At 54.6% G+C, this 25,601-nt stretch carries 25 protein-coding genes; 16 read left to right on the plus strand and 9 right to left on the minus strand.

Annotated features, from left to right (window positions below; all coding sequences use genetic code 11):
- Position 1 precedes the first annotated feature (1 nt).
- Genes pilP through GM154_RS02130 form a run of 4 tightly spaced genes read right to left on the minus strand, consistent with a single transcriptional unit; the run spans position 2 to position 2,794 of the window.
- Positions 2-526, minus strand: coding sequence for a type 4a pilus biogenesis lipoprotein PilP (gene pilP / locus GM154_RS02115; protein ID WP_010797033.1), 525 nt, complete (start codon positions 524-526; stop codon positions 2-4).
- Complete coding sequence (pilO, locus tag GM154_RS02120; RefSeq protein ID WP_019363987.1) at positions 523-1,146, minus strand: type 4a pilus biogenesis protein PilO; 624 nt, start codon at positions 1,144-1,146, stop codon at positions 523-525. The genes pilP and pilO overlap by 4 nt, the downstream gene beginning before the upstream one ends.
- Positions 1,143-1,730 carry a PilN domain-containing protein gene (locus GM154_RS02125; protein WP_010797031.1) on the minus strand — a complete coding sequence of 196 codons (588 nt, stop codon included), beginning with the start codon at positions 1,728-1,730 and terminating at the stop codon, positions 1,143-1,145. The genes pilO and GM154_RS02125 overlap by 4 nt, the downstream gene beginning before the upstream one ends.
- On the minus strand, positions 1,730-2,794 hold the full coding sequence (locus GM154_RS02130) for a pilus assembly protein PilM (RefSeq protein ID WP_019363985.1): 1,065 nt from the start codon (positions 2,792-2,794) through the stop codon (positions 1,730-1,732). The genes GM154_RS02125 and GM154_RS02130 overlap by 1 nt, the downstream gene beginning before the upstream one ends.
- A gap of 181 nt (positions 2,795-2,975) precedes the next feature.
- Here GM154_RS02130 and GM154_RS02135 point away from each other — a divergent pair, with 181 nt between their 5' ends.
- Positions 2,976-5,402 (plus strand): penicillin-binding protein 1A, encoded by a 2,427-nt coding sequence (locus GM154_RS02135; protein ID WP_219650796.1) that lies wholly within the window; start codon positions 2,976-2,978, stop codon positions 5,400-5,402.
- Positions 5,403-5,445: 43 nt separating this feature from the next.
- Here GM154_RS02135 and GM154_RS02140 read toward each other — a convergent pair whose 3' ends face one another.
- A complete protein-coding gene (locus tag GM154_RS02140; protein WP_219650798.1) occupies positions 5,446-6,714 on the minus strand; it encodes a malic enzyme-like NAD(P)-binding protein in 1,269 nt (422 codons plus the stop codon).
- Between the two features lie 515 nt (positions 6,715-7,229).
- A complete protein-coding gene (gene rpmE, locus GM154_RS02145; protein WP_010797026.1) occupies positions 7,230-7,448 on the minus strand; it encodes a 50S ribosomal protein L31 in 219 nt (72 codons plus the stop codon).
- Positions 7,449-7,609: 161 nt separating this feature from the next.
- On the opposite strand from rpmE, the gene GM154_RS02150 reads away from it, so the two are divergent.
- The 6 genes from GM154_RS02150 to GM154_RS02175 all read left to right on the plus strand — a co-directional run bounded on the left by GM154_RS02150 (position 7,610) and on the right by GM154_RS02175 (position 14,816).
- Positions 7,610-9,829 (plus strand): primosomal protein N', encoded by a 2,220-nt coding sequence (locus GM154_RS02150; protein WP_219650799.1) that lies wholly within the window; start codon positions 7,610-7,612, stop codon positions 9,827-9,829.
- Positions 9,830-9,958: 129 nt separating this feature from the next.
- Positions 9,959-11,698 (plus strand): arginine--tRNA ligase, encoded by a 1,740-nt coding sequence (gene argS, locus GM154_RS02155; RefSeq protein WP_219650801.1) that lies wholly within the window; start codon positions 9,959-9,961, stop codon positions 11,696-11,698.
- 10 nt (positions 11,699-11,708) lie between these two features.
- Complete coding sequence (locus tag GM154_RS02160) at positions 11,709-12,404, plus strand: SPOR domain-containing protein (protein WP_010797023.1); 696 nt, start codon at positions 11,709-11,711, stop codon at positions 12,402-12,404.
- An 86-nt stretch (positions 12,405-12,490) separates the two neighbouring features.
- Entirely contained in the window at positions 12,491-13,018 is a 528-nt protein-coding gene (gene hslV / locus GM154_RS02165) for an ATP-dependent protease subunit HslV (protein ID WP_010797022.1), read from the plus strand.
- Between the two features lie 19 nt (positions 13,019-13,037).
- On the plus strand, positions 13,038-14,381 hold the full coding sequence (gene hslU / locus GM154_RS02170) for an ATP-dependent protease ATPase subunit HslU (protein WP_010797021.1): 1,344 nt from the start codon (positions 13,038-13,040) through the stop codon (positions 14,379-14,381).
- Positions 14,382-14,444: 63 nt separating this feature from the next.
- Positions 14,445-14,816 (plus strand): gamma-butyrobetaine hydroxylase-like domain-containing protein, encoded by a 372-nt coding sequence (locus tag GM154_RS02175; RefSeq protein ID WP_219650803.1) that lies wholly within the window; start codon positions 14,445-14,447, stop codon positions 14,814-14,816.
- Between the two features lie 3 nt (positions 14,817-14,819).
- Here GM154_RS02175 and GM154_RS02180 read toward each other — a convergent pair whose 3' ends face one another.
- Positions 14,820-15,098, minus strand: a complete 279-nt coding sequence (locus GM154_RS02180) for a polyhydroxyalkanoic acid system family protein (RefSeq protein ID WP_019363978.1) — start codon at positions 15,096-15,098, stop codon at positions 14,820-14,822.
- Positions 15,099-15,290: 192 nt separating this feature from the next.
- Between GM154_RS02180 and ubiE the strand changes: the two genes are divergently transcribed.
- From ubiE to GM154_RS02225, 9 genes are read left to right on the plus strand one after another with little or no spacing between them, the layout of a single operon-like run.
- Positions 15,291-16,061 (plus strand): bifunctional demethylmenaquinone methyltransferase/2-methoxy-6-polyprenyl-1,4-benzoquinol methylase UbiE, encoded by a 771-nt coding sequence (gene ubiE, locus GM154_RS02185; protein ID WP_010797018.1) that lies wholly within the window; start codon positions 15,291-15,293, stop codon positions 16,059-16,061.
- Positions 16,061-16,678, plus strand: a complete 618-nt coding sequence (locus tag GM154_RS02190) for an SCP2 domain-containing protein (protein WP_219650805.1) — start codon at positions 16,061-16,063, stop codon at positions 16,676-16,678. Before ubiE ends, GM154_RS02190 begins: the two co-directional genes overlap by 1 nt.
- Before the next feature lie 3 nt (positions 16,679-16,681).
- Entirely contained in the window at positions 16,682-18,280 is a 1,599-nt protein-coding gene (gene ubiB, locus GM154_RS02195) for a ubiquinone biosynthesis regulatory protein kinase UbiB (RefSeq protein WP_010797016.1), read from the plus strand.
- A 55-nt stretch (positions 18,281-18,335) separates the two neighbouring features.
- A complete protein-coding gene (gene hisI, locus GM154_RS02200; RefSeq protein WP_010797015.1) occupies positions 18,336-18,737 on the plus strand; it encodes a phosphoribosyl-AMP cyclohydrolase in 402 nt (133 codons plus the stop codon).
- Positions 18,730-19,062, plus strand: coding sequence for a phosphoribosyl-ATP diphosphatase (locus GM154_RS02205; protein WP_010797014.1), 333 nt, complete (start codon positions 18,730-18,732; stop codon positions 19,060-19,062). Before hisI ends, GM154_RS02205 begins: the two co-directional genes overlap by 8 nt.
- 19 nt (positions 19,063-19,081) lie before the next feature.
- On the plus strand, positions 19,082-19,324 hold the full coding sequence (locus tag GM154_RS02210) for a twin-arginine translocase TatA/TatE family subunit (RefSeq protein WP_019363975.1): 243 nt from the start codon (positions 19,082-19,084) through the stop codon (positions 19,322-19,324).
- A 9-nt stretch (positions 19,325-19,333) separates the two neighbouring features.
- Positions 19,334-19,735: a Sec-independent protein translocase protein TatB gene (gene tatB / locus GM154_RS02215; RefSeq protein WP_019363974.1), complete on the plus strand. Its 402-nt coding sequence runs from the start codon at positions 19,334-19,336 to the stop codon at positions 19,733-19,735.
- Positions 19,732-20,523 (plus strand): twin-arginine translocase subunit TatC, encoded by a 792-nt coding sequence (gene tatC / locus GM154_RS02220; protein WP_010797011.1) that lies wholly within the window; start codon positions 19,732-19,734, stop codon positions 20,521-20,523. Before tatB ends, tatC begins: the two co-directional genes overlap by 4 nt.
- Positions 20,520-21,227, plus strand: coding sequence for a 16S rRNA (uracil(1498)-N(3))-methyltransferase (locus GM154_RS02225; protein WP_219650807.1), 708 nt, complete (start codon positions 20,520-20,522; stop codon positions 21,225-21,227). The genes tatC and GM154_RS02225 overlap by 4 nt, the downstream gene beginning before the upstream one ends.
- Positions 21,228-21,293: 66 nt before the next feature.
- On the opposite strand, the gene mdoH is transcribed toward GM154_RS02225, so the two are convergent.
- A complete protein-coding gene (gene mdoH / locus GM154_RS02230; RefSeq protein WP_219650809.1) occupies positions 21,294-23,894 on the minus strand; it encodes a glucans biosynthesis glucosyltransferase MdoH in 2,601 nt (866 codons plus the stop codon).
- Complete coding sequence (locus tag GM154_RS02235) at positions 23,887-25,386, minus strand: glucan biosynthesis protein G (protein WP_100217696.1); 1,500 nt, start codon at positions 25,384-25,386, stop codon at positions 23,887-23,889. The genes mdoH and GM154_RS02235 overlap by 8 nt, the downstream gene beginning before the upstream one ends.
- Between the last annotated feature and the right edge of the window lie 215 nt (positions 25,387-25,601).

Consider the following 25,601-nt stretch of genomic DNA (forward strand, 5'->3'; position numbering starts at 1 on the left):
CTTAAGAACTCTCTATTAGCGAAAGAGTACGGGGTCTTTCGAGCCAGCCGCCCTCTCCATCAGGAACGATCTCAATCACATCAATCTGACTTTCGGTAATAGAAACGATACGCCCATCGTTTCTACCCAGATAATCACCCACCTTGACGCGGTGAACTCCTCCAGCTCCCTTGATCAAGGCAAAACGACCTGATGCATTGGAAAGCGTGCCCACCATCTGGAAGGTTTCAATATTGAAGCCTTCCAGAAATTGTTTCGGCCTGGTTTCATCAGGCTTGATGTTCTTTGATCCTCTCTGCTTCGCCGTTAAATCAATTTTTATAGGTGGCTGGAATGGGCTTCGCATATCAGCCGCACCATAAGCAAATGGCTCATAAGGCTGAAACTGGGGCAATGGCTCTATGCTCCCCTTCGGCCTTGCCCGAACTTCATCCATATAACTTTGAAGATCAGACACATCATCCCCACCACCGCACCCTGACAGCGCAGCAAGCAAAAGCCCACACATCAGAATTCGGGCTCTCATTGGTGCAATCCCTTGTCGTTATAGCGATACGTCTTGGCCAGAATGTTCATTCGCAGCTGCGCTCCGCTGTCAGGCGATACACGGCTGATATCGAAATCATGCAACGTCACGATACGCGGCAGGCTTGAGGCACTGCTGACAAACGTCGCCAGATCGTGATAGCTCCCCACCACCGTAATCTGGATGGGCAACTCAACGTAGAACTGCTGTACGTTTTCAGGAAGCAAACGAATCTGCTCGAACTCAAGACCGCTTTTCAACCCGGTACGCGTAATATCTTCGAGCAGTGCGGGTACCTCTGTATCGCTGGGCAACTGACGCAGCATGGCACCAAATGACTCCTCCATTTCAGTCATTTGAACCTTGTACGCATCCAGGTTAGCGGCCTGAAATGCCTTGCTCCCAAATTGCTGTTTGAGGGTTTCTTCTTGAGCCTGCTTGTTTTCCAGCTCTGTCTGCATGTCCTTCAGATAGAAGTTATAGCCCAGCGCCAGCACCACAGCGACAATCAGAATGCAGGTAATCACCTTGGCTGCCGGGGGCCATGCACCCAGGTTATCCATATCAAGATCATTCAGATCGATCTTGCGAAGGCTTGCCAGAGTATCGGCCAAACTCATGACTTACCTCCTTGTGCGGGCACCGCAGGCGTTGGCACAGCTGGCTTTGTCTGTTTTACCGTCATTTGGAAGGCATTGTTCTGATCAACTGCACCTGACGTCAGCGCCTTGACCTCTGTCAGATTAGGCGAAGCCAGCCATTCGGAATTTTCGAAGTTACGCATAAGGTTGGAAACGCGGTTGTTGGACTCCGCTTCACCAACAATGGAAATGGTATCGCCCTGCATTTTAAGACCAGTAAAATACACGCCATCCGGCAACGTACGTACTAACTGATCAAACACATGGCCAATGACAGGCCTGTTGCCCTGCAAGTCCTGAATGATCTTCATTCGCTCAAGGAGCTGCTGTCTGCGTGTTTTCAGCTCACTGATTTCCTTAATGCGAGAATCCAGAACGGCAATTTCGCCTTGTATATAGGCATTACGGGCGTCCTGGTTCTCAATTGCAGAGGTAAAGTACTTATCACCTAGAAAGATGATTGCGGCCGACAGGACAAACATCCCGCCAATAACCACCAGAAAGCGCTTCTTGCGCTCTTCCCTTAGCTGTTCACGCCAAGGTAATAGGTTAATATGGGCCATCAGTCGAAGCTCCTCATAGCCAGACCGCAGGCAATCATGAGCGCCGGAGCGTCACTGGCCAGAGCACTTGCATTGACTTTGCTATTTAGCGTCATATCAGCAAACGGATTAGCAACTAGGGTCGGAGTGCCAATTTTCTGTTGGATCAGCCGATCCAGGCCGGAAATTGACGCGGTTCCTCCCGCAAGCAAGATATAGTCCACATCATTGTATTGCCCGGCTGCAAAGAAGAATTGCAGCGAGCGGGCAACCTGCTGGACAACCGCATCCCGGAAGGGGGTCAATACTTCGACCTGATAATCATCAGGCAGTCCACCCTGCTTTTTGGCAAGACCGGCTTCCTCGATGGAGAGTCCGTAACGACGCTGGATTTCTTCGGTCAGCTGCCGTCCGCCAAAGAGCTGCTCGCGCGTATAAATGGTACGGCCATTATGTAGAACGCTAAGGGTAGTCATCGTGGCGCCAATATCAACAATCGCAACCGTCAATTCATCGACATTACCGCCTAGCTGCCCGGCCATTAGCGTATAAGCACGCTCAAGAGCATAAGCTTCTACATCAATAACCTTGGCAGAAAGCCCGGCCAACGCTAACGCGGCCTCACGAACTTCAACGTTTTCCTTACGACATGCCGCAAGGAGTACTTCAACACGGCCTGGATTACGCGCCGACTGCCCTTGAACCTCGAAGTCAATCGCCACTTCCTCAAGGGGATAAGGAATATACTGATCCGCCTCAAGCTTGATCTGGTTTTCAAGCTCGTCATCCGAAAGACCCGCATCCATTTCGATGGTCTTTGCAATAACAGCCGAACCCGCTACCGCCACTGCTGCATTTCGAGCATTCGTTCGAGCCTTGGCCAGAACCCGACCCAGCGCTTGCCCTACGCCTTCAAGCTCGGCAATGTTCTTTTCCACCACGGCGTTTGGCGGCAACGGCTCAACGGCATAGGCTTCGACCCTATACCGTCCACCAGCACGACTCAGCTCAAGCAACTTGACAGACGTTGAGCTGATATCGATTCCCAGTAGCGTATTCGTCTTCTTTTTGAATAGCCCTAGCACAACAGTTTCCCTATCTGTATTCGCCACGCATTGGGCGATTCGTATTCATCGGCATTAGCTGGCAGACTTGACATGCGCGCAAATAGCGATCTGTCCCAAAAACTGCCTATAATGCGCCTACTTCTTGGCTCGCAAAATTGTTGCCAGATTCACTTCTTTATAGCTGAAAAAGCCATATCCAATGCGTTTGTTAAAATTTATCTGGTGGTCTTGCCTTGGCATCGTCTGCAGCGTCTTTCTTGGGCTTAGCGGCGCCTTCCTCTACCTTAGCCCGAGCCTACCCTCGGTAGATGCCCTGCGGAACGTGCAGTTGCAGATCCCCCTTCGCATTTACAGCGCAGATGGAAAGCTGATTGCCGAATTTGGAGAAATGCGGCGCTCGCCTTTACGTTTCTCCGAAATCCCCCCCGATTTCATCCATGCACTGCTTTCGGCTGAGGACGACAATTTTGCCAACCACTACGGTGTAGACGTTAAAAGTCTGATGCGTGCCGTAGCACAATTGGTCAAAACAGGTCACATTCAGACCGGCGGCAGCACCATCACCATGCAGGTGGCCAAGAATTATTTCCTGACCAGCGAACGCAGTTTTTCACGTAAATTCACCGAGATACTGTTGGCCTTGCAAATTGAGCGCCAGCTTACGAAGGATGAAATTCTGCAGCTCTATGTCAACAAGATCTATCTGGGCAACCGCGCCTATGGAATCGAGGCCGCTGCACAGGTGTACTACGGCAAATCAATCAATGAGCTGACGCTAGCCCAAAAAGCGATGATTGCCGGCCTGCCAAAAGCACCGTCACGCTATAACCCGATCGTAAACCCCGAGCGCAGCAAGGAGAGACGAAACTGGATTCTCGAGCGGATGCTAAAGCTGGGTTATATCGATCAGCGCGCCTACGAAACGGCCGTGGCTGAAGTTATCGACGCCTACCATCACGTCGCCGTACCGGAGCTCGCAGCGCCCTATGTCGCTGAGATGGCTCGAGCGGAAATGGTCGGACGGTATGGTAGCGATGCCTATACAGAGGGCTATAAGGTTACGACGACTATCGATAGCCACCTGCAGAGCGTTGCTAATGCCGCCGTGCGCAGCGGCTTGATCGACTATGATCAGCGCCATGGTTACCGCGGAGCTGAGGCGCACTACCCGAATAAGTCACGTAGTGAATGGTTAAGCCTGCTGCAATCCCATCGTACTGTTGGGGGATTGGAGCCAGCCATCGTCACCCAGACCGAAAAAAGCGGCATATTGGTCCTGACAGCAAACGACAAGGAAGAAGCTATCGCTTGGGAAAACATGAAATGGGCTCGCCCTTATATCAGCGCCAATAGCATGGGACCCAAGCCGAATACGCCCAGCGATGTCGTTAAAGTAGGTGATTTGATCCGTATTTTGCGTCAAGAAGATGGCAGCTTACGGTTTGTTCAGGTCCCCAAGGCCCAAAGCGCGCTGGTATCGCTTGATCCACAAGACGGTGCCATTCAGGCCTTGGTGGGTGGATTCTCGTTCGAGCAGAGTAATTACAATCGCGCCATTCAGGCCCGCCGCCAGCCGGGCTCGAGCTTCAAACCGTTCATTTACAGTGCCGCCCTGGATAAAGGCTATACCGCCGCCTCCCTCGTTAATGATGCACCTATCGTGTTTATGGATAGCAGCATGGACGAGGCGTGGCGTCCCAAGAACGATACGAACACCTTCTTGGGCCCTATACGCCTGCGTGAGGCACTGTATCGCTCGCGCAACCTGGTCTCCATTCGCCTTCTGCAGGCCATTGGTATCGATTATGCGATTAACTATGTAACCCGCTTCGGCTTTGAAAAGGATCTTCTGCCACGCAACCTTTCACTGGCGCTGGGTACACCCGGCCTTACGCCAATGGAAATTGCCAATGGTTGGACAGCTTTTGCAAACGGCGGCTACAAGGTCAACTCTTACATTATCTCGAAGGTTGAGAGTCGCGACGGACAACTGCTTTATCAGGCTAATCCGCCACGTGTTCCGCAGAAAGCGAATACTGCGGCAGCTGCCCCGGAGAATGTTCAGGTAACACCTGCCAGCGTAACCAACGCCGACGGCACGATGAGTCAGACACCTGCCATTGCACCGCAAATCATTGATCCGCGTAACGCCTATATCATGACCAGCATGCTGCAGGACGTGATCAAGCGCGGCACGGGTCGTCGAGCGCTTGAGCTGAAGCGCGGGGACTTAGCAGGTAAAACCGGAACGACAAACGACTCAAAAGACACATGGTTCTCCGGCTATAACGCTGATTACGTTACTACGGTATGGGTAGGCTTTGATCAGCCTGACACGCTGGGTCGTCATGAGTTTGGCGGTAATGTGGCACTTCCTATCTGGATGCAGTACATGGGCAGTGCTTTGGAAGGTAAACCCGACCACCTGCCAGCGGAACCACCGGGAATTGCCACACTGCGCATTGATCCTGTCAGTGGCCGAGCGGCTCCGCCTGGTACCCCTGACGCGTACTTCGAGCTGTTCAAGAATGAAGACACACCGCCGCCCATGGATGAGCTAGGCCCAGGCAGCTCGCCTGGCACACCACTTCCGTCCGATGAGTCTGCCCCAATGGACCTGTTCTAAAGGACAATAAAAACCCCGCCTAAGCGGGGTTTTTATTGTCCGGTTAGTGACTAAAAACGTCACTAACCGACTTGAGCGGATAGTGTGCCGGGTATGCACGGGTCGCTACGCCCGACTCAATAGCCGCCTTGGCGACTGCATCGGAGACCAGTGTGATCAGACGAGGATCCATGGGCTTTGGAATGATATATCCACGGCCGAAGCTCAACTCATCAACACCATAGGCCTCACATACCTCCTTCGGTACTGGAAGCTTGGCAAGATCCCGTAGCGCATGAGCCGCTGCAATCTTCATTTCCTCATTGATAACCGTAGCCCGCACATCCAGTGCGCCTCGGAAAATGAAGGGGAAACCCAACACGTTGTTCACCTGGTTCGGATAGTCGGAACGGCCAGTGGCCATAATGACATCTGAACGGGTTTCATGAGCCAATTCCGGCTTGATCTCCGGATCCGGGTTAGAGCAGGCGAATACGATGGGGTTCGGCGCCATGCGCTGCAAATCCTCAGCGCTCAGCAGGTTCGCACCAGACAGACCAACGAACACATCAGCGCCATCCAGCGCGTCAGACAAGGTACGCTTGTCAGTCTCGGTCGCAAAGATAGCCTTGTACTGGTTGAGATCGGTACGACCAGAATGGATCACACCCTGACGATCCAGCATGAAAATATTTTCGACCTTGGCTCCCATGCTAATTAGCAGCTTCATGCAGGAAATGGCTGCCGCACCTGCCCCCAGGCAAACGATCTTGGCATCTTCTAAATTCTTGCCAGCAATCTCCAACGCGTTCAGCATGCCGGCCGCGGTCACGATAGCCGTACCGTGCTGATCATCATGAAAAACCGGAATATTGCACTGGTCGATCAGAGCCTTTTCGATCTCGAAGCACTCAGGCGCTTTGATGTCTTCCAGGTTGATACCGCCAAAGGTAATGGAAATACGCTTTACGGTATCAATGAACGCCTGTGGACTTTCGGCATCGACTTCGATATCGAACACGTCGATACCGGCAAAGCGCTTGAACAGGACACCCTTGCCTTCCATAACCGGCTTTGACGCCAATGGTCCCAGATTACCCAGACCAAGGATGGCTGTACCGTCAGAGATCACAGCAACCAGGTTACCTTTACCGGTGTACTGGTAGGCGAGCTCGGCATCACGAGCGATTTCGCGGACAGGCTCTGCTACACCCGGGCTGTAAGCCAGAGATAGATCACGAGCGGTAGCGGTAGGCTTGGTCAGTTCAACGCTCAACTTACCTGGACGGGGTTGAGCATGGTATTCGAGAGCGGCTGTTTTCAAGTCAGACATTATAAGTATCCGCTATGGCGTGTTGGGTCAAAAGTGGATGGAGGATACGCAAGAAGATTACGCCCCACAAGCAATGGCCCCAATAGTCAATAGCTGCTGTATACGACTTTAGGCCAATCCTGTGTAGCCTTCATCCACATGTAACGAGACGAACCGCCTTGAGGCTAAAACGTGCCTTGCAAGACAGGCTCAGGTAGATCGGAACATCGATAACAGGCGTGAACGGTTTGTTCTGCCAGCAGCGCATTGCAAGGGTAACAGCCAGCATTTCAAACCTGACTGCGACAATGCCCTATCGCGTATATGTTCTCATTGTGTGAGGTTGCAGAGCGGCTACGGGATAGGTGAGCCAAGCCCCTGAACTGATTATGCGTCATCAATGCGGATTTGACACCTGCCTCAATGTCACAGCCGACCTTGACGATACAATTCGTCTTTTGCAAGGCAATAAAAAAGGCGTCCATATGGACGCCTTTTAGTCGATCGCTCAGGTACGACATGAGCGATCAAACGTATTACTTCTGAGCAGTACCGAAAACACCGAAGCGCTGCTTGAAGCGATCGATACGACCACCTGCATCCAGCACCTTCTGCTTACCTGTATAGAACGGGTGGCATTCAGAGCACACGTCCAGGTTGATGTTCTTAGCCAGTGTGGAGCGTGTCTTGATGACATTGCCACAGCTGCAGCTTGCTTCGATATTAGTATACGTAGGATGAATATCGGCTTTCATTACGAAATCCTCGAGTTCGTGCCGTGCCGCCACCCGGCGTCATTGCCGAATACCGCACGGATAATAGGCCGCGCATCATAACAGAGGCTTACGACGATGCAAGCCGTTACGTCTACCAATGGTCTGCTAATATCTGCCTCTTTTTGCCTCCGAGTCCAGACGTGTCTGAAGTCCTGCTGCGCCTTGCGCTGCCCTCTCCTTTACGCCGGCTATTCGACTACCGAGCGCCAGCCGGCGTCGACGCCTCGGAACTGACCCCAGGTGTTCGGCTACGCGTACCCTTTGGGCGCAGGGAGATCGTGGGTATTCTGGTGCAGATCGTGTCCGAGACCGATGTTCCGCGAGATAAACTAAAGCCCGCCATTGCGCTGTTGGATACCACCCCCCCAATGCCGGCCAGCCTGATCGAGCTTTGCAAGTGGACAGCCCAGTATTACCAGCACAGCCTGGGCGATACCTTTACGTGTGCCCTGCCAGGACTCCTGCGACAGGGCGACCCTGCCGAGCGGCGGGTCCAACGGTTCTGGATAGCCAGGCCCGAAGCTGATGTATCAGACCCACGTCTCGTACGAGCGCCACGCCAGCGCGAAGCCTTGAAAGTCGTCAAACAGCACCCACATGGTGTTGCCCATGAATTGCTCAGCCAGCTCGGCCTTGCCAAAGATGCACTCGATACCTTGCAGGCAAAGGGACTGGTGGACGTCGAGTCCCGCCAAATCATGCCAGCCAAGCATCACGGCGCTTGGCTGGCACAAGCAGAGCTCCCGTTTAACCACGAGCAGCGTATTGCCTACGAAGCGGTCAAAGCGAGACTTGGCAGCTTTCACTGCTTCTTATTGGATGGTGTGACGGGAAGCGGCAAAACCGAGGTTTATCTTCAGCTCATACGCCGGACACTCGAAACAGGACGGCAGGCCCTGGTCCTGATCCCGGAAATCAACCTGGGACCACAAACACTGTCCCGCTTCGAGAAACGCTTCAATGCCCGTATCGTGCTGATCCACTCGGCGCTGACCGACCGGGAGCGCACGGACGCCTGGTTGGCTGCACGCGACGGCGATGTCGATATCGTCATAGGTACACGCTCCGCCCTTTTCACTCCGCTGAAAAACCCAGGCCTTATCATTGTCGATGAAGAGCACGATGCGTCTTATAAACAGCAGGAAGGCTTGCGCTACCATGCCCGCGACCTGGCTGTCGTCAGGGCTCGACTTGAAAGAGTCCCGCTACTTCTAGGCTCCGCTACTCCTTCCCTGGAAAGTCTTCATAACGCTGAAATCGGTCGCTATGGCCTGCTTCGCCTCACTCAGCGTGCCGGCAGTGCTACTGCCCCGAAGTTTCAGCGCCTGGATGTCAGGAGCCGCCCTCTTGATTCAGGTCTCTCACAGCCATTGGCGCAAGCGATTGGCGACACGCTGAGCAAGGGCCAACAGGTCCTGGTCTTTTTAAATCGCCGTGGCTTTGCGCCTACGCTGCTGTGTCATGACTGCGGCTGGATCGCCCAGTGTCCACGCTGCGATGCCCGTATGACCATTCACCAGCGGTCAGGCGAGCTGCGTTGTCACCATTGCGATCATCGCCAACGCCCGTCACAACACTGTCCTGCCTGCGGCAAGTTGGATCTACGCCCATTGGGTGCGGGTACGGAGCGTGCGGAAGAGCGGCTTCGGATTCTCTTCCCGCAATTTCCAGTGTTGCGTATCGATCGGGATAGCACCATGCGCAAGGATGCCATGGCCAATATCTTCTCCATCATTCAGCGCGGCGAGCCCTGCATCCTGGTAGGAACACAAATGCTGGCCAAGGGACATCATTTCCCCCGCGTCACGCTGGTAGCCATCCTGGATGCCGATGGGGGCCTCTTTTCAGCAGATTTTCGTGCCAGCGAGCGCATGGCTCAACAAGTGGTTCAGGTAGCCGGTCGCTCAGGCCGTGCAGAAGTACAGGGCCAAGTGTTGATTCAGACTCATCTGGCAGATCATCCCCTGCTGGTACAACTAACCGAGCAAGGGTACGTTGCCTTCGCTCAGCAAGCCCTGGCAGAACGTCGTGCAGCTGGCCTTCCCCCGTTTACTCACTTGGCGCTGTTACGTGCCGAAGCTTACAAGCCTGGTCAGGCAGAAGAATTCCTGGAGCTGGCCTATGCTGAAGCTGATCAGCTGGCAGCAGAGCTGGACTTGCCCCATATTGAGCTTCTCGGTCCTGTCCCCGCACCCATGGAACGTCGGGCGGGCCGCTTTCGTGCACAGCTTTTATTACAAGCATCACTCCGGGCCCCGCTTCACCGGTTACTGACCAGCTGGGTCTTACGTCTGGAAAGTCTGCCAGCGGGAAGGCAGGTGCGTTGGTCACTGGATGTTGATCCCATAGATCTTTATTAGGACTTTTTTCACCTTAATTTCGGGCTCCGCAGGCCTCAATGACGTCTACACGTTGGCAAGTGATCCTAGCCTGCGGATAATGCAGGGTTTTCATTACGCGCCCAGGCGCGAGCCAAAGGCCAGACGATCATGAAAGACACTATTCGACAGCTTATTCAGAACGCCTTGGAGCGCCTTACTGCCGAAGGCATCTTGCCAGATGGTCTGACGCCGACCATCCAGGTCGAAAATACCAAGGACAAAAGTCACGGCGACTTTGCGAGCAATATCGCCATGATGCTGGCAAAACCTGCCGGCATGAAGCCCCGTGACCTTGCAGAAAAACTGATTGCAGCCCTGCCTGCCGACCCGAGCGTCAGCCAGGTGCAGATTGCGGGCCCGGGTTTTCTGAACTTCTTCCAGAATCACGAGCAACTGGCCCAGCGCCTGGATGATGCGCTGGCTGATACGCATCTGGCCATTCAGAAGGCCGCGCCCAAACAGCGGGTTGTTGTAGACCTCTCCTCTCCCAACCTGGCCAAGGAAATGCACGTGGGTCATCTGCGCTCCACCATCATTGGTGACGCCGTTGCACGTGTACTCGAATTTCTAGGGGATGATGTTATCCGGCAAAATCATGTCGGCGACTGGGGAACCCAGTTCGGCATGCTTCTCGCCTATCTTGAAGAACAGCCTGCGGCAGCTGAAAGCGAGCTTTCCGACCTGGAAATATTTTATCGAGCCGCTAAGAAGCGCTTCGATGAGTCTCCTGAATTTGCCGATCGCGCTCGCGAGCTGGTCGTCAAGCTGCAAGCGGGCGATGAAGCCTGCCTGAAACTATGGCACCGCTTCAATGAGATCTCCCTGAGTCATTGCCAGAAGGTCTATGACCGTCTGAACGTCAAACTCACACCTGCGGACGTAAAAGGAGAGAGTGCTTACAACAGCGAGCTACCTGGTATCGTGACCGAACTCGATGCCAAGGGCCTGCTTACCGAAAGCGATGGCGCCCGCTGCGTTTTCCTTGAAGAGTTCAAGAATGCGGAAGGCAATCCACTTCCGGTGATTGTGCAGAAGGCAGGAGGCGGCTACCTGTACGCCACGACCGATCTGGCAGCCATGCGCTACCGTAGCCAGGTTCTGAATGCCGATCGCGTCCTTTACTTTGTCGACCAGCGCCAGGCACTGCACTTCCAGATGGCCTTTGAAGTTGCTCGTCTGGCTGGTTTCGTTGCTCCATCCATGAGTCTTGAACATATGGGGTTCGGGACCATGAATGGCGCAGATGGCCGCCCTTTCAAGACGCGCGACGGCGGCACGGTCAAGCTAATCGACCTGCTTGATGAAGCAGAAGAGCGCGCCTACACCTTGGTCAAGGAAAAGAATCCCTCCCTGGAAGAAACCGAGCTGCGTGAAATTGCTCGCGCGGTGGGTATCGGCGCCGTCAAATACGCTGACCTGTCCAAGCACAGAACAAGCGACTATAGCTTCAACTTCGAGCTGATGCTTAGCTTTGAAGGCAATACGGCACCCTATCTGCTCTACGCCTATACCCGCGTCGCCAGTATCTTCCGCAAGCTTGGCCAGGAGTACGATGAGGTCGAAGGCCAGATTCGCCTGGAAGCTCCTCAGGAGCAAGATCTGGGTGCTCGTCTGGCCCAGTTTGGCGAAACCCTGAATTCGGTAGCGGAGAAAGGTGTGCCGCATCTTCTATGCGCCTATCTCTACGACATTGCTGGTCTCTTCTCCAGCTTTTACGAAAACTGCCCCATTCTCAGCGCAGAAGATCCTGCTCAACGGCAAAGCCGCCTACGCCTGGCCGCCTTGACCGGGCGCACCCTTAAACAAGGTCTCGAACTGCTAGGCCTGAATACACTGGAACGTATGTAAACGGACGTATATGGCAAAGAAAGCAGCACCTAAACGAGGCGCAAGCCGAAATCAGCCAGCCGCCAAGAAGCAGCCTATTCCCGGTTGGGTATGGCTGGCTTCAGGTCTTGCCATTGGTGGCTTCGTAGTCTTTCTGATGAAGCTTGAGCCGGGCAACGATGCCGTTCGTCGCTCCAAGGGTGAGGAGGCACAAGTTGCGTCCAAGACCAAGCAGGAGGCTCCTACTACGCCAACCCCGGTCAAGCCCAAGTATGACTTCTACACACTGCTACCGGAGTCCGAAGTAATCGTGCCTCCGGACGCCGTGCCGCAGACGAGTCCAACCCCTACTCCGCCCAAGCCTGAAACGTCGCCTGCGACGACAGCTCAGCTGCCTGCAGGCTCGCCACAGCAAGCTCAGACACCTGCGCAGGCTGCTACGCAGACACCTGCTCAACAGCCCAAGACAGCAGCACAGCCACCCGTGACGCTGTTCTTCCTCCAGGCAGGCTCGTTTAGAACACAGGCTGACGCTGATCGAGTGCGAGCGCAGATCATCCTGATCGGTCAGGATGTACGGGTAGAGTCAGGCAAGGTCAAGGATGACACATGGTATCGTGTCCTGGTCGGCCCCTTCAGAGATCGCAACCAACTGACCCAAGCTCAGAGCCAGCTGGCCAGCAACGGTTTCAAGAACCTGCTGCTCCAGCAACGCCAAGGTCGATGACACATGGCGGCCGGAAAAGGCTTGAAGCCTTGGAAGGCCGTCCCCATATCTCCGGCAATCGCTTAAGGCATAGCAGGAGAACACCCTTGACCACTATCGTTTCAGTGCGTCGCAACGGCAAAGTCGTCATTGGCGGCGATGGCCAGGTATCCCTGGGTAATACCGTCATGAAGGGTAACGCACGTAAAGTCCGTCGCCTTTACCACGGCCAGGTGCTGGCAGGCTTCGCCGGCGGCACCGCGGATGCGTTCACTCTGTTCGAGCGCTTCGAGCAGCAACTCGACAAACATCAGGGCCATCTGGTCCGTGCCGCGGTAGAACTGGCCAAAGACTGGCGTACCGATCGTGCACTTCGCCGCCTGGAAGCCATGCTGGCAGTAGCCAACAAGGATGCCTCGCTGATCATTACCGGTAACGGCGATGTCGTCGAACCAGAAGAAGGCCTGATTGCCATGGGCTCCGGTGGCCCCTATGCACAAGCGGCCGCTCGTGCCCTGCTCACGCATACCGAGCTGAGTGCTCGAGAAATTGCCGAGACTGCGTTGAACATTGCGGGAGACATTTGCGTCTTCACTAACCGTAACCTGACTATTGAGGAGCTGGACGCTTCCTGAGTCCGGCCGGAATAACGACATGTCTATGACTCCACGTGAAATCGTTCACGAACTTAATCGCCATATCATTGGCCAGGATGATGCAAAGCGCGCCGTAGCCATCGCTCTGCGTAATCGCTGGCGTCGCATGCAGCTTCCACTCGAGCTGCGCGCTGAGGTCACGCCCAAGAACATTCTGATGATTGGCCCGACAGGTGTAGGTAAAACCGAAATCGCCCGTCGACTGGCCAAACTGGCGAATGCACCCTTCCTGAAGGTAGAAGCCACCAAGTTTACTGAAGTGGGCTATGTAGGCCGCGACGTTGAGTCCATCATCCGCGATCTGGCTGATGCTGCCGTTAAAATGCTGCGTGAGCAGGAAATCGTCAAAGTCCGTCATCGTGCAGAAGATGCTGCCGAAGAGCGGATTCTTGATGCACTGCTACCGCCTGCACGTGCAGTAGGTTTCAGTGAAGAGCCGACTCGCAGCGAAGACTCCAACACGCGTCAACTCTTCCGCAAGCGCCTGCGTGAAGGCCAGCTGGATGACAAGGAGATTGATATCGAAGTGGCTGAAGCGCCAGCAGGTATCGAGATCATGACTCCGCCCGGCATGGAGGAAATGACCAGCCAGTTGCAAAACCTCTTCTCCGGCCTGAACAAAGGCAAGATGAAGGCTCGCAAGCTCAAGGTTAAAGAAGCCTTCAAGCTGATCCGTGACGAGGAAGCTGCTCGTCTGGTCAACGAGGAAGAACTCAAGGCACGTGCCCTGGAAGCAGTCGAGCAGAACGGTATCGTCTTCATCGACGAGATCGACAAGGTTGCCAAGCGTGGCAACACCAGTGGCGCTGACGTATCCCGCGAGGGCGTACAGCGCGATCTGCTGCCACTGATCGAAGGTTGCACGGTAAATACCAAGCTGGGTATGGTCAAAACCGACCACATCCTGTTTATCGCCTCGGGCGCGTTCCACTTGTCCAAGCCCAGCGATCTGGTACCTGAGCTTCAGGGACGTCTGCCAATCCGTGTAGAACTCAAGGCTCTAACACCTCAGGACTTCGAGCGCATTCTCACTGAACCGCACGCTTCACTGACAGAGCAATACCGTGAACTGCTCAAGACTGAAGGCCTGGACGTCGAGTTCACGCCTGAAGGGATCAGCCGCATTGCGGAAATTGCCTGGCAGGTCAATGAGAAGACGGAAAATATTGGTGCGCGCCGCCTGCATACGCTACTGGAGCGATTGCTGGAGGAAGTCTCGTTCAGCGCTGCTGATCTGGCAGGCCAGCAGAATGGCGAGCCTATTCGGATCGATGCTGCCTATGTCAACGGCCACCTGGGCGAGTTGGCACAGGACGAGGATCTGTCGCGCTATATTCTGTAAGGACGTCGACAACCTATCGCTCGCAGCCTCAAGGCTGCGAGCTTATCAGCGAGACCTATTGCCATGCGTTTGCCCACGGCCATCCAGCTGCACAAAGCATCCAAAACCCTCACCGTTCAATACGATACCGAGTCCTTTACGCTGCCTGCTGAATTTCTGCGCGTTCACTCGCCTTCTGCAGAAGTACAGGGTCACGGCAACCCCGTCCTGCAATTTGGCAAGAAGAACGTAGGCATCAGCCAAATCGAGGCAGCCGGTCAGTACGCATTGAAAATTACGTTCGATGACGGTCACGACAGTGGCTTGTTCACTTGGGAATACCTGTATGAACTCGGCCGCAATCAGGAGCAGATGTGGGCCGAGTACCTGTTTGCACTGGCCCGGGAAGGCAAGTCCAGAGATCCGAATGTATCCGTCGTCAAACTGATGCTATAACGCTCAAGCCTGTAGCGCTTTATCCAGCTTCTTCTCGATTTCATGCTCAATCTGTGAGCTTAGGGCCGAGAAGAAGAACCCCAAGGTTGCGTCGACACGCACCTTGTCTTCGCCTACCTCGATACGCCCATCAACACCTGTACGGGAAAATTGCAGCGTATCACCCTCCCAACGGCACTCCACACCGTAATCACGCGTTAGCTTTTCGGCCAGCGCCCCCGCCTTGGCACGCGCAGTTTCAAGGCCTAGTGAATGGGAACGTTCGACACTGATTTGGGACATAGGAAGTACTCCAGCGAATTCGCCTGCGACTATAGCGGGGGCTGTCATGCACGAAAAGCACGAGAACTACCAAGTCAGGATGACCCATCTCATGGAATACCTATTTTCTAATGACTTTATCCGGCAAGAATGGACATCTCAGCGCATCAGCACTGCTAGAATGGTCGCTTATTCAAATGCAGGTGAAGCGTCATGAGCGATCAGCGCAAGGGCCCGGAGGCCGATCCCGTCACTCATTTCGGCTACCAGAGTGTGCCGGAAAGTCAGAAAGCTCAAAAAGTGGCCGAAGTGTTCCACTCGGTTGCAGCCAAATATGACGTGATGAATGACTTGATGTCTGCAGGCGTTCATCGCTTGTGGAAACGTTTCACGATCGAACTGTCCGGGGTTCGAAGTGGTAACCGCGTGCTGGATATCGCCGGCGGCACAGGCGACCTGACTAAACAGTTTTCCCGCCTGGTGGGCCCACGTGGTGAGGTCGTGCTGGCAGATATCAACGACTCGATGCTAAAGGTCGGTCGTGATCGCCTGATGGACGAAGGTATTGCCAACAATGTCAGCTTCGTACAGGCAGACGCTGAAAAGCTGCCCTTCCCAAACAATCACTTTGATTGTGTGACCATCGCCTTTGGATTGCGTAACGTGACCCACAAGGAAGCCGCTATCGCATCCATGCTACGCGTACTCAAGCCGGGCGGGCGTCTTCTGGTACTGGAGTTCTCCAAGCCGACCAGCCAGCTCCTGTCCAAGGCCTATGATGCTTACTCCTTCAGCCTTCTGCCGTTCATGGGCAAGCTGATCGCCAATGATTCGGCCAGTTACCGTTACCTGGCGGAGTCGATTCGCATGCATCCTGATCAGGACACGCTTAAAGCCATGATGGAAACCGCTGGATTTGAGCGCGTGACCTACCACAATATGACAGGTGGCATTGTTGCCCTGCACCGTGGCATAAAACCCTGATGATCCTACTGACCCAGGCCGTACTGGCTGCGCTGGAGCGCGGCCTGAATCCCTTACTGGCAATGGACGCTGTGGCGGGCCGCCGTCTTGCACGCCTGCAAGGCAAGGTCATTGCCATAGATTGTGCGGCTCCCCGTTTCACGCTGTTCATCCTTCCGGCCTATGATGGTCTGCATTTTGCCGCCCACCATGAAGCAGAAGTCGACTGCACGCTGAAAGCACCTGCGTCTCGATTGGCTCAGCTGGCCTTGAGTCAGAACAAAACAGCGATCTTGCACAGCGCCGATGTAACGCTTGAGGGGGATAGTGCAGCACTGATAGAGCTATCCGATATCCTGCAGAGCCTGGAGCTGGACTGGGAATACGAGCTCTCTCGCTGGCTGGGTCCAGTGCCTGCTGCACTGCTTGGACAATTCGTCCGAAAAGGGCGCGGGTGGACGGATCAAAGCTATGAGAGTTTGCGTCAAAGCCTGTCTGACTGGCTAGCTGAAGAAAGTCGCACCCTGGTTGGACGTCGGGAAGGTGATGCTCGCTTTGCGGAAATCGATGCCTTGCGTCTAACTGTAGATCGTCTCGAGGCGCGTATCGCCCGCCTTGCTCAACGCAGACATAAATAACCAATGAAGCTGTTTGCTGCCCTTCGACGCCTGCTGCGTATTTTCCTGGTTGTTGTTCGCTACCGCCTGGATGATCTGGTTTATGCGCTTCCACTGCCCTGGTATTTACGCTTGACAGGTTACTTTCTGCCATGGCGTTGGTTGCCTCGCCCTCGCAAGTCGCTGTCCCGAGGTGCTCGGTTGCGCCTTGCGCTAGAAGGTCTGGGCCCTGTTTTCATCAAGTTTGGCCAGATTCTTTCTACGCGCCGCGATCTTTTACCGGAAGACGTGGCCAATGAGCTTATGTTTCTCCAGGACAAGGTTCCTCCCTTTCCTGGGGAGAAAGCCATTGCGCTGATCGAGTCTCAACTGGGCGCGCCCATTGCCCAGGTTTTCAGCCGCTTCGATATCACGCCGCTGGCCTCCGCTTCCGTCGCTCAGGTACATGCAGCACAGCTCCGAACAGGTGAAGAGGTAGTCGTCAAGGTCGTGCGACCAGGCCTGAAGCCTGTCATTTCTCAAGACCTGGCCTGGCTGTTTCTGCTGGCACGTATGGCAGAACGCGTTTCGGCCGAAGCGCGCCGTCTGCACCCCGTCGAAGTCGTCACGGATTATGAGAAGACCATCTACGATGAGCTCGATCTCTTACGTGAAGCAGCCAACTCCAGTCAGCTCAGAAGAAACTTCGAAGACTCTTCTCTGCTTTACGTTCCGCAGGTTTACTGGGACTGGTGCCGCCCTCGGGTACTGGTCATGGAGCGCATCTATGGCATTCCTGTGACCGACCTGAATGCCCTCCGAGATCAAGGCACAGATTTCAAGCTCCTGGCCGAGCGAGGGGTCGAGATCTTTTTTACCCAGGTGTTTCGCGACAGCTTTTTCCACGCGGACATGCATCCTGGCAATATCTTTGTCAGTACGGCGCACCCCTGGGATCCGAAATATATCGCGGTAGACTGCGGCATCATCGGGAGCCTTACACCCGAGGATCAGAATTATCTGGCCAGAAACCTGATGGCGTTCTTTCAGCGCGACTACCGCAAGGTAGCCCAGCTCCATATCGATTCAGGCTGGGTGCCGGCAACTACGCAGGTCAACGAGTTCGAAGCAGCGATTCGAACCGTGTGCGAGCCGATTTTTGAAAAACCATTGAAAGATATTTCGTTTGGCCAATTGCTACTGCGTCTGTTCCAAGTGGCACGCCGGTTCAACATGGAGATTCAGCCTCAGCTGGTACTGCTTCAAAAAACGCTGCTGAATATTGAAGGGCTTGGACGCCAGCTTTATCCTGACCTGGACCTGTGGGCGACAGCCAAACCCTATCTTGAGCGCTGGATGCGCCAACGCATGGGACCAACCCAGGTACTACGCAATATCCAGCAGCAGATCGAGCAGATCCCGCACTTGGCCCAGATGACCCGTGACACACTGGAGCGCATCACCCAACCCCACCGCAATGATCCACCCAACCCGTGGGGAAGACGAGACAACGCCTGGTTGCCCCGGCTATTTGGTGTCCTGCTGATTGGCGGTGCCTTCCAGACTGGATTTCAGTCCACACCTGAAGGCTGGCCCGCCTGGATCATGCTGGTAACAGGCATCTATCTGGTCATTCGTGGCTAGGCAGGTCGTGCCAGCGCTGTCAGACTAATAATGTGTGTAATTTGCCGGGTAGACCATGAAAGACTGGCTTGAAGAAATCAACTGGAACAGTGACGGACTCGTACCGGCAATCGCTCAGGATTATCAGAGCGGGCGCGTCTTGATGATGGCTTGGATGAACCGTGAGTCCCTCGCTTTGACGGTAGCTGAGAATCGTGCCATCTATTGGTCACGTTCAAGGCGTAAGCTATGGCGTAAGGGGGAGGACTCGGGTCATGTACAGAAGCTGCATGAGCTGCGTCTGGACTGCGATGCTGATGTCGTCATCCTCATAGTTGAGCAGTTAGGTGGTATTGCCTGTCACACAGGACGTGAAAGTTGTTTTTATCGTCGGTTTGAAGAGGGAGCCTGGAAAACGATTGATCCGGTTCTGAAAGATCCCGACGCGATATACACGCCAGGTCATAGCCATGAGTGATACGCTAAACAAAATTGCAGAGGTGCTTGAATCCCGCAAGGGCGCAGCGCCTGAAAGCTCCTATGTCGCCAGCCTCTACCACAAGGGGCTGAACAAGATCCTTGAAAAGGTAGGAGAAGAATCCATAGAAACCATCCTGGCGGCCAAAGATGCGGCCAGCAATGGAGACTCGACGGACCTTATCTATGAAACAGCAGATCTCTGGTTTCATAGTATGGTCATGCTGGCTGCGCTAGGCCAACATCCGCAGGCAGTGCTTGATGAGTTGGATCGCCGCTTTGGGCTATCTGGACACGCTGAAAAAGCTGCTCGATCCGAATCCTGATTCTTGATGAGGTAATGTTATGGGTATTTTTGACTGGAAACACTGGATCGTCATCCTGATCGTTGTGGTACTGGTATTTGGTACCAAACGCCTTAAAACCCTAGGCACCGATGTAGGCGAGTCGATCAAGGGCTTCCGTAAGGCGATGAATACGGAAGAAGAGGAGAAACCTGCGCAAGATCAGCAGAAGCCTCCACTCAATCAGCCCCATACGATTGACGCTCAACACCACAAGGTTGAAGAGCCCGTCCGTAAGGATTGAGTACCTATTATGTTTGGCATCAGCTTCAGTGAGTTAGCCCTGATAAGCCTGGTCGCCTTGCTGGTTTTAGGCCCAGAGCGCCTGCCAGGCGCTGCACGCACTGCAGGCCTGTGGATCGGTCGTCTCAAGCGTAGCTTCAATAACATACGGCAAGAGGTGGAACGTGAAATTGGTGCCGACGAAATACGGCGCCAGCTTCACACTGAGAATCTCTTGTCCTGGGAGCAACGCGACAAGGCCCGCCAGGAGACAGGTAATCCAGCACCGTCGGCTGAAACACCTACGCCGCCTAGCGATGACTCATCTGTCGTCAAGGATGACTTACCTGTCGTCAAATCGGCTCCGCCCAGTAACGTGACTCCGCCCCCCAGCGAGTCAAAGGATCAGCCTTCTCCACCGCGAGCCCCATGAGCGAAAAAAAACCTGAATATGAAGACCAGGAAATGCCTCTGGTCTCTCACCTGACTGAACTGCGGTCACGCTTGCTGCGCTGTGTGCTGGCGACGTTCCTGATTTTCGCCTGTCTGTTCTACTTCGCCCAGAAGATCTACGCTTTCGCGTCGGAACCTATCCGCAGGTTTCTGCCCGAAGGCGCTACGATGATCTCGACAGACGTCACGTCGCCGTTCCTTGCGCCCTTCAAGTTGACGCTTATTGTTTCCCTTTTTCTGGCCATGCCCGTCATCCTTTATCAGGTCTGGGGATTCATTGCGCCAGGTCTTTACAAGCATGAAAAGCGCGTCGCGCTTCCCTTGCTGATTTCAAGTATTTTGCTGTTTTACGCTGGAATGGCGTTTGCCTATTTCCTGGTCTTCCCGCTGATTTTCCACTTTTTCTCAAGCATCACGCCGGAAGGCGCCATGATGATGCCGGACCTGAACAGCTACTTGGATTTCATACTGACGCTATTCTTTGCATTTGGCGCTGCCTTTGAAATCCCTGTCGCAACCGTTCTGCTGATCTGGATCGGTATCGTCGATGTGGCCTACCTCAAGAAGGTACGTCCGTACGTCATTATCGGATGCTTCGTAGTAGGCATGATCCTGACGCCACCGGATGTGCTTTCCCAGACCATGCTGGCGATTCCCATGTGGCTCCTGTTTGAAATTGGCCTCCTGTTTGGACGCTTCGTTCGAAAACGTGAGCCACACGAAGAAAAGACCTCGCACGAGGATCAGCCACCAGCGACTCATTCGTGAATCTGCTGCTGCTAGAACAGGAGGACTTCGTCGGAGACAATGAAGTCCTCCTTAAAGACCGGCGCTTTGCCCACCTGAAAGACATTCACCAAGCTGAGCGTGGTGATTCACTGAGGGTCGGCATGTTGAATGGTTTGATGGGCGGAGGCGAAATTCTTGACCTCACGCCTGATTCAGCACGCATCAAACTTCAGCTGCACCAACCTGCCCCGCCTAAACTGCCCATAACACTCATTTTGGCGCTGCCGCGACCCAAGATGCTGCGTCGAGTATTGCAAGGCATCTCTTCGATGGGTGTAGCCCGGTTGGTTCTCATCAACAGCTATCGGGTTGAAAAGAGCTTCTGGCAAACCCCCTTTCTTGACCCCTCCGCTATTCGAGAGCAGCTGATTCTTGGCTTGGAGCAAGCACGAGATACCGTTTTACCTGAAGTCATCATAGAGAAACGGTTCAAGCCCTTTGTCGAGGATCGTCTTCCATCATTGGCGAAAGGGACGATTGGGCTGACTGGCCATCCTGGCAACTACCCACCCTGCCCTCGTGAAGTAAAAGGCCCCGTAACGCTGGCAATCGGCCCGGAAGGCGGCTGGATCCCTTATGAGGTGGATAAGCTGCAAGAGGCAGGGCTTGACCCTGTTCAACTGGGTGAACGTATCCTGCGTGTAGAAACAGCCGTTACAGCGCTCCTGGCCCGCCTGTTCTAACTTCTGTCGCCAATAAAAAAGCCCCAGCCATATTCTGACTGGGGCTTTTCATATGCCTTCTCAACCTTAGCGAGCAGGATTCACTGCAAGTGAAGCACTGTCTGCGTCAGGAAGCGAACTTGTTTCGGCAGATGCAGGTGCGGGCAGAATGCGTCGGTACGCCTCCACCCAACGATCACGTGCTTCACCTGATTGCCACACCTGCAGATGCAGACGCGACATTCCAACAGGATCGCTCAAGATAGCCCACTGTGCATCCGAGTGCTTCTCGGGGCCGTCTGCTAGCACTTTTTCCAGGCGCTGCTGACGTAGTGCTTCGGCCTGAGGCACGACCTTGGCATGTCTTGCCTTGGCCATTCCACATGCCAGTGCGTTGATCAGCGGATCGACTACGGCCTGCAGGAAACCATGACGAAGAACGGTTTGGTTGTTCTGCTGCAAGTACTCGTCGGTCGCCACCAGCTCACGAGGCGGATTGTATTCTTCCGGAATCAGGAAGAAGCTGGAACGACGCGCCGCCATGCCGTAATTGGTACGGCTTGAGATGACTGACACCGGAGCGGAAAGCATCAGTGACACCACAATAGGCGATAGCCACCAGAGGAAACGTGGGTCCAACCAGGCTACACCGGCCGTCCAGATAATACCTAGCAGCATTTGTGAGCCATGACGCTTGAAGGCCTCGCTCCAAGGCGTGGCATCATCGTCACGCTGAGGCGAATTCCATTGCACTGACCAGCCCAGGAAGGCAGCAGTCACGAATACCGTATGGAACAGCATGCGTACAGGCGCCAGCAGAACCGAGAACAGCATTTCCAAGAGCATCGAACACAGCAACTTGAAACCGCCGCCGAATTCTTTTGCCCCCTTGGCCCAGATCAGGATGACGCTGAGCAGCTTTGGCAGGAACAACAGAATCAACGTGGTCGAGAACAAGGCAATTGCCTGCTCGGGATGCCACTGTGGCCAGACTGGGAACAACTGCCTTGGCTGCAGGAAGTACTGCGGCTCCATGAGCTTGTGTACGGCTAGAAGTGCAGTGGATAGCACCAGGAACAGGAACCAGAGCGGTGCCGACAAATAAGACATCACACCGGTCAGGAACACGGCCCGGTGTACCGGGTGCATACCCTTTACCAGGAACAGCCGGAAATTCATCAGGTTGCCATGGCACCAACGGCGGTCACGCTTGAGCTCATCCAGCAGGTTAGGCGGAAGCTCTTCGTAGCTACCGGGCATGTCGTATGCAATCCAGACTCCCCACCCTGCACGACGCATCAATGCAGCCTCAACGAAGTCGTGGGAAAGGATGGCACCTGCAAACGAGCCTTTACCGGGTAGAGGCGCCAATGCGCAATGCTCGATGAACGGCTTTACGCGAATGATTGCGTTATGTCCCCAATAGTGGGATTCACCCAGCTGCCAGAAATGCAGGCCCGCCGTAAAGAGCGGCCCGTACACCCGGGTAGCAAACTGCTGGAGACGCGCATAGAGCGTATCCATACCTGAAGCTTTGGGTGCGGACTGGATGATACCTGCTCGCGGATTAGCTTCCATCAGGCGTACAAGGCCCGTGAGACATTCACCGCTCATGACGCTATCAGCATCCAGCACGACCATATAGCGGTACTGGCTGCCCCAACGGCGGCAGAAGTCATCGATATTACCGCTCTTGCGCTTCACACGGCGGCGGCGACGGCGATAGAAAATCTTGCCGTAACCTTTTACCGCATGGCAGAGCTCAAGCCAGGACTTCTGCTCGGCAACACATTTGTCCGGATTGTTACTGTCACTCAGGATAAAGAAGTCGAAATGCTCAAGCTGCCCGGTCGCCGCTACAGACTCATAGGTCGCACGCAAACCGGCAAACACCCGGGCGACGTCTTCGTTGGCGATCGGCATGACAATGGCGGTACGCGCCTCAGGCGCAATCACTTCGTCCCCGACAGTACTGGCGGAAATACTGTACTTATCCCGTCCGGTCAGTAGCTGCCAGAAGCCCATCAGGGCCGTCCAAAAACCGGCAGAAACCCAGCAGAACAAGGTTGCAAACAGCAGAAGGATACTGGTCTGCAATACATAGGGAAGCACCTGCCTGGCAGACTCCAGAAGCCCTTGATCCCAGACCTCTCCAAGATCGACCAGTGACCACCCTTGATAGGGCAGAACAGCTTTCATGTACCAGGTAGCGATACCTGTTTGAAGGAGCATGAGCACCAGCAGGATGAAACGACGGAAAGCCCCTACTTTGCGCCAGTGAGCGTGTGCGTCCGCCTCCTCATCAGGTACCTGACGAGCCTCCTGTTTGCGACCCAGCAGACGATGCCATATACGTACCACGGGATTAGTACGCCATGGCTCTGGCAACATCTGGGACCGCGTGATGGCAGGCATGGTACGGATATTGGTCCGCCCCTGAGCATCAACGGTAAGCAGGTCACCTTCGGACAGGGCATCACCCCAACCCATTTTCAAGCGTGCTTCTACAGAACTCAGTGCAGGATCATTTCCAACAGACTCAGTGGACGCAAGCTTTCCATGCAGGGAAGCCAGGCCCTCAGCGTCGGTACTGCCTACACCGCTCGCGAGTTGCTGCCGCTCGGCCTCCCCGAGCGGCAAGCGCTCGAGGTAGTCCTGAACGGGTGTTGTTTCTTTACGGTTATTCATTGGCAGGCAACTGATAGCTCCAGGTTTCGGTCAGCGTCTTATCGCCTTCCGCCAACGCAGCACGTATTTCTACGGGCTTGGTAGCGTCCTTGACCTTCAGACGCAGCGTCAAACGCCAGCCTTTGGTGACAGGGTTATAACGAACATTGTTTTCAATTAGATCACCATTGTCGTTAAGACTGACCTGCGAGGCCACCTGTGCACTTTCCGGCAGGTTCTTGAGAACAGGGCCTTCAAAGTCAATGATGAAGGCGGTGCTTCCATCTGCCTGGCGAACCAGATTGGGCTGCTTGACGTCGCCGGTCGAGAGGCGAGTTTGCTGAACCCAGGCCACATCAGGCGAATGCAGAGCAGGCTCGTCCATGGTGAAATGCAGACGATAGCTCAGATCAATTGGCTCACCGGCCTGAGGTATGGTGTCTGGTGTCCAGAAGGCAACGATGTTGTCGTTGGTTTCGTCTGGTGTCGGTATCTCGACCAGCTCGACTTTGCCCTTGCCCCAGTCACCCTTGGTTTCAACCCAACCGCTTGGCCGCAGATCGTAACGATCATCCAGATCTTCGTAACGGCTGAACTCACGGCCGCGCTGTAGAAGACCGAAGCCCTTGGGGTTTTCGACTGTATAGGTGCTGATGGAAAGACGCTTGGGATTATTCAGCGGACGCCAGATCCACTCGTCATTACCCGCATGAATGGCCAGGCCATTGGAATCGTGCAGGGCTGGACGATAGTTGACCTGCGGGCTTGGCTGATTGGGTCCGAACAGGTACATGCTGGTGAGTGGCGCAATGCCCAGCTTGCCTACATTATCGCGCAGGTAAACGCGCGCCTGCACATCAACTGTGCTGTCGCTACCAGGGGTAACGACCATCTTGTAGGCACCCGTAGCACGGGGAGAATCCAGCAAGGCGTAAATCACCAGGTTACGGCGGTCCGGCTGTGGGTGCTCGACCCAGAACTCACGGAAGCGAGGGAATTCTTCGCCGGACGGCAGGGCGGTATCGATCGCCAGGCCACGCGCAGACAGGCCATACACCTGATCCTTGCCTACTACACGGAAATAGCTGGCGCCCAACATGGTCACAAACTCATCCTGCTTGTCGGGCTTGTTCAGCGGATAGGTTATGCGGAAACCGGCAAATCCCAAATCCTTGAGGGCAGCCTGATCCAGCTGCAGATTGCCGAAATCGAAATAGGATGGATCGTACTTGACCTCGTTGACACCCGTTGCCGTGACTTCATTGATCTTCACTGGCACGTCGAAATGCATGCCCTGATGATAGAGGTTCAGCTGGAACGGCGTTTTCTCTCCAGACCAGAGCGCCTTGTCCTGGCGGAAACGGATCTGCTGGTAATCAGCGAACTTCATGTCACGGAGAACGGCAGGCAGATTGCTCTTGGGCGCAGCGAATTTTTGTTCGGCAAGGCTTTTGGCCTGCACTGATACGTCATCGAGGCTAAACGCCCAGGCCTTGGCCCCAAACATTGCCATGATGGCCGTAAAACTCAGCACGATAGCCTTAGCCTTACCTGGCTTGGAATTAGTATTCAAATACAACGCAGCCCCCTTAATCAGCGTACGAATCGTTGAACGACGCATGGCCATTCACGGATAAGCAGTCGTCGGACTGACAAGATCGCGAATGATTCCGCACAAAGCGTGTCGGTCGTTCCAAACTGCGCAATCATAGACACTTCCAGAAAACC

The sequence above is a fragment of the Pseudomonas sp. MAG002Y genome, from assembly GCF_019400845.1.
Classification (GTDB): domain Bacteria; phylum Pseudomonadota; class Gammaproteobacteria; order Pseudomonadales; family Pseudomonadaceae; genus Chryseomonas; species Chryseomonas luteola.